The sequence below is a fragment of the Frigoribacterium sp. AC512 genome (genome assembly GCF_979258295.1).
This window is the reverse complement of the sequence record NZ_OZ409850.1, coordinates 24,761-39,466: the sequence shown is the minus strand read 5'-3', so window position 1 is coordinate 39,466 and position 14,706 is coordinate 24,761. Positions and strand designations below refer to the sequence as shown.

Sequence of the window (14,706 nt, the reverse complement as noted above, 5' to 3'; positions counted from 1 at the left end):
GCGGCAGCGACGAACTACCGCGATCCGTCACGTCGGCTCGTCGCCGTCGCGTCGCCTGGTGAACTGCCGCGCAGCGCCGAGGAGGCGCCGGCCCGGTCCCCTAGCCGACGAGCTGCCCCAGCACGGGCATGAGGCCCATCGCGACGACGAGCACGAGCCCGCCCGCGGTGAGGAACGCCACGCGCTTGCCGCCGGTCACGGGCGAGACGCCTCGCCGGGGAGCCGGGGTGAGGGGCACGCGGGTGACGCGCGCGACCGGGAGGCCTGTGGGGGTGTGAGTGGTCATCTGGTCGACTCCTTCGTCGTCCGTGCCGACATCGTCGTCGGCTCCGCCCCGGAGGGCGTCTGCCGAGGATACGCCTCACGGGCCGACCGTCGCCTCCCCGTCCCCGGATCCGGGCAGGTCGAACGTGAAGTCGGGCACCTCGATGGTCGGCACCGCCGTCGGTGCGCGCGGGGGCTCCGAGCCGAAGTCGGGCAGCCTCCCCGGCCCCCGCTGCTCCTCGAGCCGCTCGCGCTCCTCCTGTTCCTGCCGCTCCCGGCGCAGGGCGTCGCGCGCCTCCGGCCCGCCCGGGGCCCCCACCCAGGTGAGCCCGCCCGGCCGCTCGGCCGCGCCTCCGGAGACCACCTCGACGACGGGCCCGCCGAGGCCCAGCAGCAGGGCGAGCACGACGGCCCCCGCCGAGAGGCGCCGGAGGCCCACCGGGCCCGCGTCGTGACGCACCGCGACCAGCAGCGCGCCGGCCAGCGGGGCCGCGAGCGACAGGCACACGGCGGCCGCGACGAGCGGGTTCGCGACGAGCCCCGCCGCCCACAGCACGCCGACGACGAGGACGAGCCCTGCCCTCACGGCCACCACCGCGACGTCTGCCGCCCCCGGGCGCTGGTCGACGTCGTCGGCGCCCTCGACCGACGACCGCCCGGCCGTCACCAGGCGCGCGGTCACCACGGCGCCGCCGACGGCCGAGGCGACGGACGCGAGGAGGACCAGGGCCACGCCCGGCAGCCCCTCGCCGTCACCCGTGCCGAGCGCCAGGATCCCGGCGGCCGCGGCCGGAGGCGCCACGACGTCGGCGACCGTCTGCAGCCGACCTCCGCGGTCGGACCAGAGCACCCGCCTCACGAACGACCGCGGCACCTCGGCCAGCACCGTGCGCAGCACGCGCAGGGCACCCCACACCAGGAAGACCAGCGGCGCGAGCAAGCCCACGATGCCGGGGGTGACGGGCAGCCACACGGCTCCCAGCAGGGCCACGGTCGACACCGTCGGCGCGACGACGGCCGGCCGGTGGACGGCCCGGCGCACCGCCGCCTCCAGCCGCAGGCGCGTGTCGTCGTCGAGCGGGCTCAGCGCGGCGGCGGACCGCAACAGCCCGACGGCGGCGCCCTCCTCCGTGGTCGAGAGGCCGGCGAGCAGGATGAGGGCGTCCGGCTCGTGCGGGTCGAGGGCGAGGGCCCGACGCAGGTGGGTCTCCGCGTTCGCCGGGTCGTCGACCCTGTCGAGCACGCCGGCGACCACGTGCGCGAGGGGCAGGTCGGGCGCGAGCCGGAGCGCCTCCTCCGCCGACGGCCGCGCCCGGTCGCGGTCCGCTCGTGTGGCCGTCGCGTCGTACCCGGCCGCCAGCCCCACGATGAGGTGCGCCCGGGTGGAGTCCGGATCGAGGCGCAGGGCCGCCCGGGCCGTCTCGGCCGCCCGCCGGATGCCGTCCCCGGGCATCTTCAGCTGCACGCGGGCGAGGGCCAGCAGCGGCTCCGCCGACTCCGGCAGCACGGCCAGTGCCTCACGGGCCGTCGCCTGCGCCTCCTCGAGCGACCCGTCCGCCGCGAGCGCGTCGGTCAGGGCCAGCAGGAGGCGCGGGTCGCCGGGCGCCCCGGCGAGCGCCGCACGCAGCAGGCCCACCGCGCGCCCCGGTCCGCTCGTCACCGTCGCGACCTGCGCCTCGCGCACGGCCTTCTCGACGGGGTCGACGCCCTCGGGGCCGCTCACCGTGCGGCCTCCTGCCCGTCGGAGCTGCCGGACGGCCCCGCGGCAGGCTCGAGCGTCGGCAACTCGAGCGTGGGCAGCGGGCGAGGCACGAACTCACCGGGGCGAGGGCTGTCGCCGTCGTCGACGGAGTACTCGGGCAGCAGCGCCGTGAGCGTCTCACCGCCCGGCACCGAAGCGAGCCACGGCGGCGCGAAGCCCCGTTCCGAGATCTCGGCTGCCGACGACCCGAACGGCACCAGCAGGCTCGCGACCACCACGGCGACGGAGGCCGCGAGGGCCAGCCGGGGAGCGACGGCGGCGCGGCGCGGTCCACGCGGGCCCGCGGTGAAGGGAGCCCGGCGGAGCTGACGGAGGCGCGCCACGGGGAACGGCAGGAAGGCCAGCGCCGAGAGCAGGGCCGTATATCCGAGGGCGTTGCCGCTGACGAGCCCGCTCCCTGTCCAGGCGAGCACCAGCCCGACGAGCCAGAGCGCGGCGGACCCGAGGGCGACCGGCAGCGCGCGCCGCCAGGGGCCCGCCCACTGGGTCTCCTCCAGCCGCACCTTCAACGCGCGCGGGACGGGGCCGGCCTCGTCGCGCTCGACTGTCCCCCGGCGTGCGGCACCGCTGAGGAGCACCGCCACCGCGAGCACGAAGACGCCGGGGCTCAGCACGCCCTCCGCCGCGACGACCAGGACGAGGCCGAGCGCGGCGACGACCGGTGCGGCGAGGTTCAGCAGCGTGATGCGGCGCTGCAGGCCGGGGGCGAGGACCACCCGACGCGTGAAGCTCGACGGCACGTCCTTGCCGGCCTCGCGGGCGAGCAGCGCCAGCCGGAGCACCGCCGCGGCCAGGGCGACGAGCCCGAGCACGGCGACGAGGCTCATCGGGAGCACGACGCCGACGGCCGTCGCCGACACGCTCGCGACGACGGCGAGCAGGCCCAGGCGGTGCACGCCGTCGTGCACGACCGAGGTGAGCACCTTGGTCGCCTTCGGGTGGCCGGGGTCGGCGGCCAGCACCGACCGCGCGAGCGACACACGGCGGGCCGGGGACGTCGTGCGGAGCGACGCGAGGAACAACACCGCCGTGGGGTCGTCGGGCCTCACGGCCAGGGCGCGCCGCAGCCAGCGCTCGGCGGCCGCGGGGTCGGCCTCCATCTCGATCCACCCCGACGAGTGCAGGGCGGCGAACGACAGGGGGTCGAGCTCGACCGCCCGTCGGACGTGCTCCCTGGCCTGCTCGAGCCCTCCACCGGGCTCCTCGGCCCCCAGCACCGAGGCCTCCGCGGCGACGACGTGGGCGTCGATGGCCGCGGGGCCGGTGGGGTCGTCCGCGAGGACACGGTCGGCCGCCCGGGCGACCTCGTCCCACCGCCGGAGGACGAACAGCACCCGCGCCAGCTCGATCAGGGAGGCGGCCGAGTCGTCGAGCGCCAGGGCCCGTCGGGCGACGCCCTCGGCGGCCGCCGACCGCCCGCTCAGGCGGAGCACGACGGACAACGTCCTCAGCATCCCCGGGTCGTCGGGGGCCGAGCGCAGGCCGTCGCGGACGGCGCGCTCGGCGTCCGCCCAGCGCCGGGTCGCGACGAGCCGGGCCGCCTCGGCGAGCACGAGCTCGCGCGGCGCGGCCTGGGTCACAGCATCTTCCGCGAGCGGAGGTACTCCTTCAGGTCGTCGTAGCGACCGCTCTCGTTGGCGAACTCGACCACGTTGCGCGACGACTCGAGCCACGGCGTGGTCGACGACTTGACGCCCCTCATCGCCTCCACCACGTGGGGCATGCCGATCGGCGCGACCTGGCCGCTGCGGATCGACTCGTTCATGGCGATCTCGGCGGCGGTGTCGCAGATGAAGGCGAGGTCCGCCCCGCTGAAGCCCTCTGTCCGGTCGACCACCCAGCCGAGGTCGATCCCGGCGATCGGCCGCTTCGAGAGGTGGTGCCGCAGGATCGCGTCCCGGGCCGGCTCGTCCGGGGGCAGCACGAGCAGCGTGCGGTCGAACCGGCCGGGCCGGAGGAACGCCTCGTCGACGTCCCAGGGGTGGTTGGTCGCGGCGAGCACGAAGAGGCCCTCGTTCTGCGTCGAGACCCCGTCGAACTCGAGCAGCAGCTGGTTCACGACCGACTTGAGCCAGGCGGCGCCGCCCAGGTTCGACCGCTTGCCGGCGACGGCGTCGAGCTCGTCGATGAAGAGCACCGTCGGCGAGAGCTCGCGGGCCTTCGTGAAGACGGCCCGGACGTTCTTCTCGCTCTCGCCCATGAACGACGAGAGGATGTCGGCCATGCTCACGGTGAGGAACCGCGCGCCGAGCTCGCCCGCGACGGCGCGGGCGATGAAGGTCTTGCCGCAGCCGGGAGGGCCGTAGAGCAGCAGTCCCCCTCGCAGGCTCTTGCCGAACGCGGCGGCGATCTCCGGGTGCTTCATCGGCTCGAGGAAGCTGTCGTTCAGCCGCTTCTTGACCTCGTCGAGGCCGCCCACGTCGGCGAGGGTCACCCGCGTGCCGCCCGGGTTGAGGATGGCGACGTCCTCCTCGGCCGTCGTGTAGACGACGCCGTCCTCGGTCGTGACGAAGGGCGCGGGCACGACGCCGCCGATCTGCTCCTCGAAGAGCGACCAGTCGACGCCGTCGTCGTCCTCGTCGTCGTCACCGTCGGCACCGTCGACGTCGGGCCCGAGAGCGCCGGTGGCGCCCTGCGGGTCGGCCGCGTGCCGCGGAGCGGCCGGTGCCCCCGACGACGACGCGGACGGGACCTGCCCGGCGGTCGTGGCGGGCGCCTCCGTGACGGGGGCCGCCCCGAGGGACGAGGTCGCCTGCGTGATCAGGGCGAGCGCGGCCGGGTGGCCGGGCACCTGCTCGAGCACCTTGCCCAGGTGGCCGAACGACTCGGCTCCCCTGCCGGTGGCGATGAGCGCGCCGGCCAGCGCCAGGCGCGGCCCCACTGCCCCCGGATCGGCCTGCACCTCGGCCTCGTACTGCGCGATGACGTCGTCAGCCACGGTGTCCCCCCTCGTCGTGTGACCCCAGCGTAGGGCGCGGGTCAGCGGCGGGCCACTACGCCCGGAAGCTGCCGACCAGGCGGACGGCCCCGCCGTCGACGCCCTTCGCGCCCTGCTCGAACCCGGTCAGGTCGCGGGCCGCGGTCGAGACCGTGCCGACCTGCCACGTGGCGATGCCGTCGGCGACGAGGGCCGCCGTCACGGCGCCGGCCGAGGCGGCGTCGACGACGGCGATCATGCCGATGCCGAGGTTCCAGGTGCCCTCGCTCGACTCGAGCGTCGAGCCCGCGAGGTCGCTCAGCACCCGGAAGACGGGGTCGGGCGACCAGGTGCCCCGGTCGACCTCGGTCGACGAGCCGAGCGGGAGGACGCGGGCGAGGTTCGCCGCGATGCCGCCGCCGGTGACGTGGCTGAGCGAGTGGACGGCCCCGGCGAGCGCCGGGTCGTCGAGCACGCGCAGCAGCGGCGACGTGTAGAGACGGGTCGGCTCGAGCAGGGCCTCGCCGATCGTGCCCGACAGCTCGGGGAGAGTGTCGTCGTAGCCGAGGTCGGCCGACCGCAGGACGTGGCGGACGAGCGAGAAGCCGTTCGAGTGGAGCCCGGACGACGCCAGGGCGAGCACGACGTCGCCGTCGCGCACGAGGTGCGAGCCGAGCTGCTGGCCGGCCTCGACCGCGCCGACCGCGGCGCCGGCGACGTCGTAGTCGTCCGGGCCGAGCAGGCCGGGGTGCTCCGCCGTCTCGCCGCCGACCAGGGCCGTGCCGGTGGCGCTGCAGGCGCGGGCGATGCCCTCGACGATGGAGGCGATGCGTGCCGGGACGACCCGGCCGCACGCGATGTAGTCGGTCATCATCAGCGGACGCGCCCCGACGACGACGATGTCGTCGACGACCATGCCGACCAGGTCCTGCCCGATGGTGTCGTGCTTGTCGAGGGCCTGCGCGATGGCGACCTTGGTGCCGACCCCGTCGGTCGAGGTGGCCAGCAGCGGGCGCTCGAACGACTTGAGGAACGACACGTCGAACATGCCCGCGAAGCCGCCGAAGCCGCCGACCACACCGGGCCCGTGGGTGGCGCTGACCGCCGCCTTCATCAGCTCGACCGCGCGGTCGCCCGCAGCGGTGTCGACCCCCGCCGCGGCGTAGGAGGCGCTGGTCGAGGGGGCAGCGGGAGTCGCCATTCGTTCATCCGTTCGGTGTCGCTCTAGACTGACGCGGTAACCCCAACTCTACGGTCTGGAGCCAGATCCGCATGTGCGGCATCGTCGGTCTCGTCGCGCACGAGCCAGCTAATCAACTCGTCTACGACTCCCTCCTCCTGCTGCAGCACCGCGGCCAGGACTCGACCGGCATCGCGACCGCCGAGCGCGGCATCTTCCACGTGCACAAGACCAAGGGCCAGGTCCGCGAGGGCTTCCGCACCCGCGACATGCGCGGCCTCCTCGGCACGATGGGCCTCGGCCACGTGCGCTACGCCACCAAGGGCGCGGCGACCAACGAGCAAGAGGCCCAGCCGTTCTACGTGAACGCGCCCTACGGCATCGTGCTCGTGCACAACGGCAACCTGACGAACACGCGCGAGCTCACGAGCGAGCTGTTCCACGTCGACCGTCGTCACCTCAACACGAACAGCGACACCGAGCTGCTCGTCAACGTGCTGGCGCACGAGCTGCAAGAACAGGTGAACGGCACTGACCTCGACCCCGAGCAGATCTTCGCCGCCGTCGCCCGCGTGCACGAGCGCGTCGAGGGCTCGTACGCGGCCATCGCGATGATCGCCGGCCACGGCCTGCTCGCGTTCCGCGACCCGTTCGGCATCCGTCCGCTCGTGCTCGGCCGCCGCAAGGCCGCCGACGGGCAGCGCGACGAGTGGATCGTCGCGAGCGAGTCGCTCGTGCTCGAGTCCGGCGGCTACGAGATCGTCCGCGACGTCGCGCCCGGCGAGGCCGTCTTCGTCTCGCTCGACGGCGAGATGGTGTCGAAGCAGTGCCACGCACGGCCGCGGCTGATCCCCTGCTCGTTCGAGTACGTCTACCTCGCGCGCCCCGACTCGGTCATGAACGGCATCTCGGTCTACGACGCGCGCCTCCGCCTCGGCGACCGCCTGGCCGACACCATCGCGCGGTACGCGCCGACCGGCGACATCGACGTCGTCATGCCGATCCCCGACTCGTCGCGCCCCGCGGCCATGCAGGTGGCGCAGAAGCTCGGCATCGAGTACCGCGAGGGCTTCTACAAGAACCGCTACGTCGGCCGCACCTTCATCATGCCGGGCCAGGCCGAGCGCAAGAGGTCGGTGCGCCAGAAGCTCAACGCCATGTCGAGCGAGTTCAAGGGCAAGAACATCCTGATCGTCGACGACTCGATCGTCCGCGGCACCACCTCGCGCGAGATCGTCGAGATGGCGCGCGCCGCCGGGGCGAACGAGGTCACGTTCACCTCCGCCGCGCCTCCGGTGCGCTACCCGCACGTGTACGGCATCAACATGCCGTCGCGGCACGAGCTGGTCGCCCACGACCGCAAGATCCCCGAGATCGCCCGCGAGCTCGGCGCCGACCACCTGATCTACCAGGAGGTGGCGGACATGCAGGCCGCCATCATCGAGGGCAGCGACGTCACCGACCTCGAGATGAGCTGCTTCACGGGCGACTACGTGACGGGCACGGTCAGCCCCGAGTACCTCGCCTGGGTCGAGGCCAACCAGCTCAGCTGACCCGGTCGGCCTCCTCCCCTCACCCACCGGTCATCCGAGCGGCGGTGGTCGCCGTCGGCGGGGGTCAATAGGCTCGTGGGCATGAGCGACGACAGCTCCCCCGCCGACCACCCGGCCGCCTCCGCCCCGCAGCAGCCCGCCGCGCCGATCCCCGACGTGCTCGCGCCCGCCGACCCCGCGCCGTCGGGGCCGGGCGCGGTCCCCGCCCTCCGCATCACGGGCCTGCGCAAGCGCTTCGGCCAGAAGGTCGCCGTCGACGGCGTCGACCTCGAGGTGCCGGCCGGCTCCTTCTACGGGCTGGTCGGGCCGAACGGCGCCGGCAAGACGACGACCCTGTCGATGGCGACGGGCCTGCTGCGACCAGACGCGGGCAGCATCGAGGTGCTCGGGCACGACGTCTGGCGCGACCCGACGCACGCGAAGTCGCTGGTCGGGGTGCTGAGCGACGGCATCGCCCTCTTCGACCGGCTCACCGGCGAGCAGCTGATCACGTACCACGGCCTCCTCAACGGCATCGACCGCGAGACCGTCGCCTCCCGAGTGGCAGACCTGCTCGACCTGCTCGACCTCCGCGAGGCCGGCGGCACGCTCGTCGTCGACTACAGCGCGGGCATGACCAAGAAGGCGGCTCTCGCCTGCGCCCTGGTGCACGCGCCGCGCCTCCTCGTGCTCGACGAGCCGTTCGAGTCGGTCGACCCGATCTCGGCGGCGAACATCCGCGACATCCTGCAGGGCTACGTGCGGGGCGGCGGCACGGTGATCGTGTCGAGCCACTCGATGGACCTGGTGCAGCGCATGTGCGACCACGTCGCCGTCGTCGCGGCCGGCCGGGTGCTCGCCGCCGGCACCACCGACGACGTGCGTGCAGGCTCCACCCTCGAAGACCGGTTCGTCGAGCTCGTCGGCGGCCGCCAGCACAACGAGGGGCCGTCGTGGTTGCGCACCTCCTGAGCCTCCGCTGGCGGGTGATGGGCAACGGCCTCAAGCGCAGCGTCTGGCAGGTCGTCGCGCTCGTGATCGGCGGGCTGTACGGGGTCGGCATCCTCGCCGCGCTGGTCGCCGGGCTCGTCGCCCTGTCGTTCGCCCCCGAGCGCTGGGCGTGGACCGCCGCCGTGCTCGTCGGCTCGGTCGCGGTGCTGGGCTGGGCGGTCGTCCCGCTGCTGGCCCGCGGGGTCGACCAGACCCTCAGCGTCGAGAAGCTGAGATCGTTCCCGATCCCGGCCGACCGCCTCCTCGTGGCCCTGCTGGTGTGCGGGGTGCTCGGCATCCCCGGCATCGTCACCACGATCGCCGCCCTCGCGACGTCCCTGAGCTGGCTGCAGCACCCGCTCTCGGCGGTGATCGCCCCGATCAGCGGGCTCGTGGGGGTGCTCACCTGCGTCGCCGCGTCACGAGTGCTCGAGTCGCTGACGAGCGCCCTGGCCTCGCGTCGGCGCTACCGCGAGGTGATGGGCGTCGTCGTGTTCGTGCCGGTCATCCTCGCCGGCCCGATCATCGGCTTCGCCGGCCAGGGCATCGGCTCGGCCGTCGACCAGCTGCCGCGCATCGCGGCCGTCGCCGCGTGGACTCCGCTCGGCGCCGCCTGGGCCGTGCCCGGCGAGCTCGCGCTCGGACGACCGCTGGAGGCGCTGGCCAAGGCCGCGATCGCACTCGCGACGCTCGCCCTGTTGCTGCTCGCGTGGCGTCGGGCCCTCGCGTCCGCCCTGATCGCGCCTCCCGTCGAGGAGCGTGCGGCGACCTCGAAGGGGCTCGGGCCGTTCCGCTGGTTCCCCGGCACGCCCACGGGTGCTGTCGCGGCCCGCGCCGCCGTCTACTGGCTGCGCGACCCGCGCTACGGCGGCTCGCTCGTCGTCGTCCCGCTGCTGCCCGTGCTCGCCGTGTTCCTCGCGTGGAGCGGAGGCAACACGTGGCTGCTCTACGCGATCGGGCCGGGCATCGCGGCCCTGCTCGCCGTGACCCTGTGCGCCGACGTCTCGTACGACGGCACCGCGTTCGCGGCGCACCTGTCGACGGGGGTCTCCGGCCGGGCCGACCGAGCGGGACGCGTGCTCACGCTGTCGCTCTTCGCCGTGCCGATCGTGCTGCTCGCGACCATCCTGCCGCTCGCGGTGCTCGACGCCTGGCAGGTGCTGCCCGCCCTGCTCGGCATGGGGCTCGGCGTGATGCTGACGGGCTTCGGCGCGTCGAGCGTGGCGTCCGCGAAGTTCCTCATGCCCGTGCCGGCGGCCGGCGAGAGCCCGTTCAAGTCGCCTCCCGGGGCGTCGGTCACGTCGACGCTCGGCATGTACGCGACGTGGCTCGTCTCGTTCGGCCTGGCGGTGCCCGAGCTCGCGCTCGGCATCGCGTCGCTCGTCACGGGGAGCCTGCTGCTCGGGGTGCTCGCCCTCGTCGTCGGCGTCGTGCTCGGGACGGTGCTGCTCGTGGTCGGCGTCGACCGGGGCGGCAAGCTGCTCGACGCCCGCGGGCCGGAGCTGCTCACGAGGCTGCGCGCGGCACGCGGGGCCTAGCGCGGGGCTCGGGCTGGGCGCGGATCGTGCCGCACCACGCGCGCCGCGCCCGACGCTCTACTCGAGCTCGCCCTCGACCGCAGGGGGCTCGGGGGCGTCCACGCGACGGCGCTCGGCCCGCAGGGTCTTCGCGCGGCGGAGCGACACGCGGTCGACCACGATGGCGACGACGGCCCCCACGGCGGCGCCGAACGTGAGCCCCCAGAGCGAGAAGTAGCCGTAGGTCGAGGCCGGGCTGGTGCCCGGGTCGAACGGGAACAGCGACGTGAGGATCAGCGAGGCGAGCACGCCCAGCGCCCCGCCCATCAGGAGGAACGCGAACACCTTGGGGGCCCGGCGCACGGTGACCTCGTCGTCCGACGCGATCTCCTCGGGCTCGACCGTGCCCGCCGCGGCGGCGTGCTCGGACCGCTCGGGCTCGACGACCGGCTGCTCCGGGGCCTCCGGGGAGACGGCCTCGTCGGGCTGCTGCGGTTCGTCGGGTGCGTGGGTCACGCCCCCATTGTCCCAGAGTGCGTCCCCGAGCTCCGCCGCATGCCTCGACGTCGGAGCACCCGCCGTGCCGCTCAGGCCCGCGGCAGCCGCACGGGCACGTACCCGCGCAGGTCGGCGCGGCTGCCCGACGCCGACACGACGGCACCGGCGACGGCCTCGTCCCAGCTCAGGGCGCCCGTCGCGAGCCGGATGAACGTGGCCGGGTCGGTCTCGACGACGTTGGGCGGGGTGCCGCGCGTGTGGCTCAGCCCCTCACGGAACTGGACCGCGCCGAACGGCGGCACCCGCACCTCCACGGTGGCCCCCGGCTCGCCGTCGGCGAGCACCTGGAGCAGCCAGCGCACCGCGGTGGCGGTGACCGTCCGCGGTGCCGAGCCGCCCTCGGCGAGCGCGACCACCGCCTCCTGCACGGCCGCCGCGCCCGCCGCGTCGTCGATCCTCGCCCTGGCCATGCCGTCACGCTACCCGCGCACGGACCGTCCCCGCCGACTGCCGGGAGGCGCGGCTCGGTAGGATCCATCGGGTGCGCATACTCGTCCTCGGTTCCGGTGCTCGCGAGCACGCCATCATCACCGCGCTGCTGCGCGAAGACGCGGGGCACGAGATCGTCGCCGCCCCCGGCAACGCCGGCATCGCGGCGCAGGTCGAGGTCGTGCACCTCGACCCGTCGAACGGCTCCGTGGTGGCCGAGTACGCGCTCGAGAACGACGTCGAGCTGGTCGTGATCGGGCCCGAGGCCCCCCTCGTGGCCGGAGTCGCCGACGCACTGCGCACCCGCGGCGTGCCCGTCTTCGGCCCCGGCCGCAAGGCCGCGGCGCTCGAGGGCAGCAAGACCTTCGCGAAGCGGATCATGGAGGAGGCGGGCGTCCCGACGGGACGCGCCACCCGCGTCGGGACCCTCGACGAGGCCGTCGCCGTGCTCGACGAGTTCGGTGCGCCCTACGTCATCAAGGCCGACGGCCTCGCCGCGGGCAAGGGCGTGCTCGTCACCGAGAGCCGCGACGCCGCCGTCGAGCACACCACCTACTGGCTGCAGCACGGGCCGGTGCTCGTCGAGGAGTTCCTCGACGGGCCCGAGGTCTCCCTGTTCTTCCTCAGCGACGGGCACACGGTCGTGCCGCTGTCGCCCGCCCAGGACTACAAGCGCCTCCTCGACGGCGACGCCGGCCCGAACACCGGCGGCATGGGCGCCTACTCGCCGCTGCCGTGGCTCGCCGACCGCTTCGGCAGCGAGAAGGACTTCGTCGACGAGGTGCTCGACACGATCGCGACCCCGACGGTGCGCCAGCTCGAGTCGGAGGGCACGCCGTTCATCGGGCTGCTCTACGCCGGGCTGATCCTCACCGCGCAGGGCGTCCGCGTGATCGAGTTCAACGCCCGCTTCGGCGACCCCGAGACGCAGGTCGTGCTGCCGCGCCTCATCACTCCGCTGAGCGGCCTGCTGCTCGCCGCCGCGACCGGCTCGCTCGGCAACCACGAGGCGCCGCGCTTCGTGCCGACGCCCGCGGTCACGGTCGTGCTCGCGAGCGAGGGCTACCCCGAGGGCGCCGTCAGCGGCCGCCCCCTGACCGGCCTCGACGAGGCCACCGCCGTCGCCGGCGTGCACGTCGCCCACGCCGCGACCGCCCGGCTCGACGACCGCCTCATCGCCACCGGCGGCCGCGTGCTGAGCGTCGTCGCCGAGGGCGCCGACTTCGCCGAGGCCCGGGGACGCGCCTACGACGCGATGCTCCGCATCCGGCTCGAGGGCGGCCAGTACCGCCGCGACATCGCCGAGCGGGTCGTCCGATGACCGCCGAGGCGCCCGAGCTCGCCGGCTGGGTGCACGCCTACTCGGGCAAGGTCCGCGACCTGTACGTGCCGTCCCCCGGCGCGGGCTCGGTCGACGACGACGCCACGCTCTCCGCTGAGCCCGTCCTGGACACCGCCGAGCACCTGCTCGTCGTCGCCAGCGACCGCGTCAGCGCCTACGACGTCGTGCTCGAGCCCGGCATCCCGGGCAAGGGCGCCCTGCTCACGCAGCTCAGCACGTGGTGGTTCGACCAGCTCGACGGGGTGCCGAACCACCTCGTCGACCCGACCACCGCCTCCGTGTCGGTGCCTTCCGCCGTGCGCGACCGCGCGATGCTCGTGAAGCCGCTCGACATGTACCCGGTCGAGTGCGTCGTGCGCGGCTACCTCGTGGGCAGCGGCTGGGCCGAGTATCGCGAGAACGGCCGGGTGTGCGGCATCGAGCTGCCGGCCGGCCTGCACGACGGCGACCGCCTGCCCGAGCCGATCTACACCCCCGCCTACAAGGCGCCGCTCGGCGAGCACGATGAGAACATCTCGTTCGAGCGCACCGTCGAGCTCGTCGGCGCCGACGTCGCGGCGGCGCTGCGCGACACGTCGCTCGAGATCTACCGCCGGGCCTCCGGCGTCGCGGAGGCGCGGGGCGTCGTCCTCGCCGACACCAAGTTCGAGTTCGGGGCCGACCGCTCCACCGGCGAGCTGACCCTCGGGGACGAGGTGCTCACCAGCGACAGCAGCCGCTTCTGGGACGCGGAGGCCGCCGGGGCCGCGGGGGCCGGCTCGGGCTCGGGCAGCCGCACGGACAGCTTCGACAAGCAGATCGTGCGCAACTGGCTCAGCGACAACTGGGACAGGACGGGCACCCCGCCCTCCCTGCCGCCCGAGATCGTCGAGCGCACGGCGGCGCGCTACCGCGAGCTGATCGAGCGCCTCACCGCTCACTGACCTGCGGCCAGCGGCCAGCGGCTCGCGTGCAGCCCACGTGCCCGCGCCACGATGAACCGCGTTCCGAACCATGAACCCCGTTTTATCGCGGTTCATGGTTCGGAACGCGGTTCATGCTGATCGAGACAGGGCGGCGCCTGCGGAATGCTCGGGCACCCGAGCCGGTTCGAGTCGGTGACACGTCATCGATCGGCGTGACACGAGACGCACGACGAACCGAGGGACCGGATGACCGACAGCAGCAGCACCGACGCGACCAGCTCCTCCTCGGCTGACGGCAACCCGGCGGGCCGACCCTCGGCTGACCTGAACGCGGCTGACCGGAACGCCGCAGACCGGAACGCCGCTGGCCGACTCGCGACTGACCTGCTCGCCGCCGACACGGGCATGGGCGCGGTCACGCTCCGCGTCGCCGACCTCGACGCGATGACCGCGTACTACCGCGACGCCGTCACGCTCGCCGTGCTGAGCCACGACGCGGAGGCGGGCCGCAGCGTCCTCGGCCGCGGGGCGACGCCGATCGTGGTGCTCGAGCACGCGCCGGAGCTGCGGCACGCCGGCCCCCGCGAGGCAGGCCTGTTCCACACCGCGATCCTGTTCGAGACCGAGGCCGACCTCGCCGCGTCCGTGTACGGCGTCGCGAGCCGCCACCCCGGCAGCTTCACCGGCAGCGCCGACCACCTCGTCAGCAAGGCCTTCTACTTCACCGACCCCGAGGGCAACGGCGTCGAGCTCTACTGGGACCGCGACCGCACCGCCTGGTCGTGGACCCACGGCCACGTCGACATGGCCACCCTCGCCCTCGACCCGAACGCGTTCCTGCAGGAGAACGTCACCGAGGAGGCGCTGGTCGCCACCGCCTCCCGCCCCGCCTCGGTCGGCCACGTGCACCTCAGCGTGGGAGACGTCGACAGCGCCCACCGGTTCTACGTCGAGCAGCTCGGCTTCGAGACGACGACGCGCTTCGGGCCGCAGGCGCTCTTCGTCAGCGCCGGCGGCTACCACCACCACATGGCGATGAACACGTGGCAGAGCGCCGGAGCAGGGAGGCGGCAGGTGGCCCTCGGCCTCGGACTCGTGCGCATCGAGGTGCCGGGCCTCGACGACCTGGGCGCCCTCGGCGAGCGCCTCGCGCACCACGGCGTCGCCACCCGTGACGACGGCCGCGTGCTCGCCTTCGACGACCCGTGGCTGAACCAGATCGAGGTCACGGCACGCGCCGTGGTCGCTTGACCCGCGCGCACGCGCGACTGCGCGACTGCGCGACTGCGCGACTGCGCATCTGACACTCC

The 14,706-nt window shown here is 74.3% G+C and carries 13 protein-coding genes; 6 read left to right on the top strand and 7 right to left on the bottom strand.

Annotated features, from left to right (window positions below):
* Positions 1-100: 100 nt before the first annotated feature.
* The 5 genes from ACZZ97_RS00165 to purM all read right to left on the bottom strand — a co-directional run bounded on the left by ACZZ97_RS00165 (position 101) and on the right by purM (position 6,144).
* Positions 101-286, bottom strand: coding sequence for a hypothetical protein (locus ACZZ97_RS00165; RefSeq protein ID WP_314104583.1), 186 nt, complete (start codon positions 284-286; stop codon positions 101-103).
* Between the two features lie 75 nt (positions 287-361).
* Entirely contained in the window at positions 362-1,987 is a 1,626-nt protein-coding gene (locus ACZZ97_RS00160) for a hypothetical protein (protein ID WP_463471830.1), read from the bottom strand.
* Positions 1,984-3,606: a hypothetical protein gene (locus tag ACZZ97_RS00155; RefSeq protein ID WP_463471829.1), complete on the bottom strand. Its 1,623-nt coding sequence runs from the start codon at positions 3,604-3,606 to the stop codon at positions 1,984-1,986. Before ACZZ97_RS00155 ends, ACZZ97_RS00160 begins: the two co-directional genes overlap by 4 nt.
* Positions 3,603-4,964 carry an ATP-binding protein gene (locus tag ACZZ97_RS00150; RefSeq protein WP_463471828.1) on the bottom strand — a complete coding sequence of 454 codons (1,362 nt, stop codon included), beginning with the start codon at positions 4,962-4,964 and terminating at the stop codon, positions 3,603-3,605. The genes ACZZ97_RS00155 and ACZZ97_RS00150 overlap by 4 nt, the downstream gene beginning before the upstream one ends.
* A 55-nt stretch (positions 4,965-5,019) precedes the next feature.
* Positions 5,020-6,144, bottom strand: a complete 1,125-nt coding sequence (gene purM / locus ACZZ97_RS00145) for a phosphoribosylformylglycinamidine cyclo-ligase (RefSeq protein ID WP_463471827.1) — start codon at positions 6,142-6,144, stop codon at positions 5,020-5,022.
* Positions 6,145-6,215: 71 nt separating this feature from the next.
* Between purM and purF the strand changes: the two genes are divergently transcribed.
* The 3 genes from purF to ACZZ97_RS00130 all read left to right on the top strand — a co-directional run bounded on the left by purF (position 6,216) and on the right by ACZZ97_RS00130 (position 10,183).
* Positions 6,216-7,676, top strand: coding sequence for an amidophosphoribosyltransferase (purF, locus tag ACZZ97_RS00140; protein ID WP_133739264.1), 1,461 nt, complete (start codon positions 6,216-6,218; stop codon positions 7,674-7,676).
* Positions 7,677-7,757: 81 nt separating this feature from the next.
* A complete protein-coding gene (locus tag ACZZ97_RS00135) occupies positions 7,758-8,627 on the top strand; it encodes an ABC transporter ATP-binding protein (protein ID WP_314102053.1) in 870 nt (289 codons plus the stop codon).
* Positions 8,609-10,183 (top strand): transporter, encoded by a 1,575-nt coding sequence (locus tag ACZZ97_RS00130; protein WP_463471826.1) that lies wholly within the window; start codon positions 8,609-8,611, stop codon positions 10,181-10,183. The genes ACZZ97_RS00135 and ACZZ97_RS00130 overlap by 19 nt, the downstream gene beginning before the upstream one ends.
* Before the next feature lie 57 nt (positions 10,184-10,240).
* On the opposite strand, the gene ACZZ97_RS00125 is transcribed toward ACZZ97_RS00130, so the two are convergent.
* Both ACZZ97_RS00125 and ACZZ97_RS00120 read right to left on the bottom strand, forming a co-directional pair.
* The gene (locus ACZZ97_RS00125) at positions 10,241-10,678 is read right to left on the bottom strand and encodes a hypothetical protein (protein ID WP_463471825.1); all 438 of its coding nucleotides are present in this window, start codon (positions 10,676-10,678) and stop codon (positions 10,241-10,243) included.
* A 71-nt stretch (positions 10,679-10,749) separates the two neighbouring features.
* On the bottom strand, positions 10,750-11,130 hold the full coding sequence (locus ACZZ97_RS00120; RefSeq protein WP_314102050.1) for a sterol carrier family protein: 381 nt from the start codon (positions 11,128-11,130) through the stop codon (positions 10,750-10,752).
* A gap of 71 nt (positions 11,131-11,201) precedes the next feature.
* Here ACZZ97_RS00120 and purD point away from each other — a divergent pair, with 71 nt between their 5' ends.
* The 3 genes from purD to ACZZ97_RS00105 all read left to right on the top strand — a co-directional run bounded on the left by purD (position 11,202) and on the right by ACZZ97_RS00105 (position 14,647).
* Positions 11,202-12,470 (top strand): phosphoribosylamine--glycine ligase, encoded by a 1,269-nt coding sequence (purD, locus tag ACZZ97_RS00115; protein ID WP_314102049.1) that lies wholly within the window; start codon positions 11,202-11,204, stop codon positions 12,468-12,470.
* Positions 12,467-13,414 carry a phosphoribosylaminoimidazolesuccinocarboxamide synthase gene (locus ACZZ97_RS00110; protein WP_314102048.1) on the top strand — a complete coding sequence of 316 codons (948 nt, stop codon included), beginning with the start codon at positions 12,467-12,469 and terminating at the stop codon, positions 13,412-13,414. Before purD ends, ACZZ97_RS00110 begins: the two co-directional genes overlap by 4 nt.
* Positions 13,415-13,801: 387 nt before the next feature.
* Complete coding sequence (locus ACZZ97_RS00105) at positions 13,802-14,647, top strand: VOC family protein (protein WP_463473736.1); 846 nt, start codon at positions 13,802-13,804, stop codon at positions 14,645-14,647.
* The last annotated feature ends 59 nt before the right edge of the window (positions 14,648-14,706 follow it).

Coding starts and splice junctions, on each gene's coding strand:
- purF (WP_133739264.1), top strand. CDS start 6,216: ATGTGCGGCATCGTCGGTCTCGTCGCGCACGAGCCAGCTAATCAACTC.
- ACZZ97_RS00135 (WP_314102053.1), top strand. CDS start 7,758: ATGAGCGACGACAGCTCCCCCGCCGACCACCCGGCCGCCTCCGCCCCG.
- ACZZ97_RS00165 (WP_314104583.1), bottom strand. CDS start 286: ATGACCACTCACACCCCCACAGGCCTCCCGGTCGCGCGCGTCACCCGC.
- ACZZ97_RS00105 (WP_463473736.1), top strand. CDS start 13,802: ATGGGCGCGGTCACGCTCCGCGTCGCCGACCTCGACGCGATGACCGCG.
- ACZZ97_RS00120 (WP_314102050.1), bottom strand. CDS start 11,130: ATGGCCAGGGCGAGGATCGACGACGCGGCGGGCGCGGCGGCCGTGCAG.
- purM (WP_463471827.1), bottom strand. CDS start 6,144: ATGGCGACTCCCGCTGCCCCCTCGACCAGCGCCTCCTACGCCGCGGCG.
- ACZZ97_RS00110 (WP_314102048.1), top strand. CDS start 12,467: ATGACCGCCGAGGCGCCCGAGCTCGCCGGCTGGGTGCACGCCTACTCG.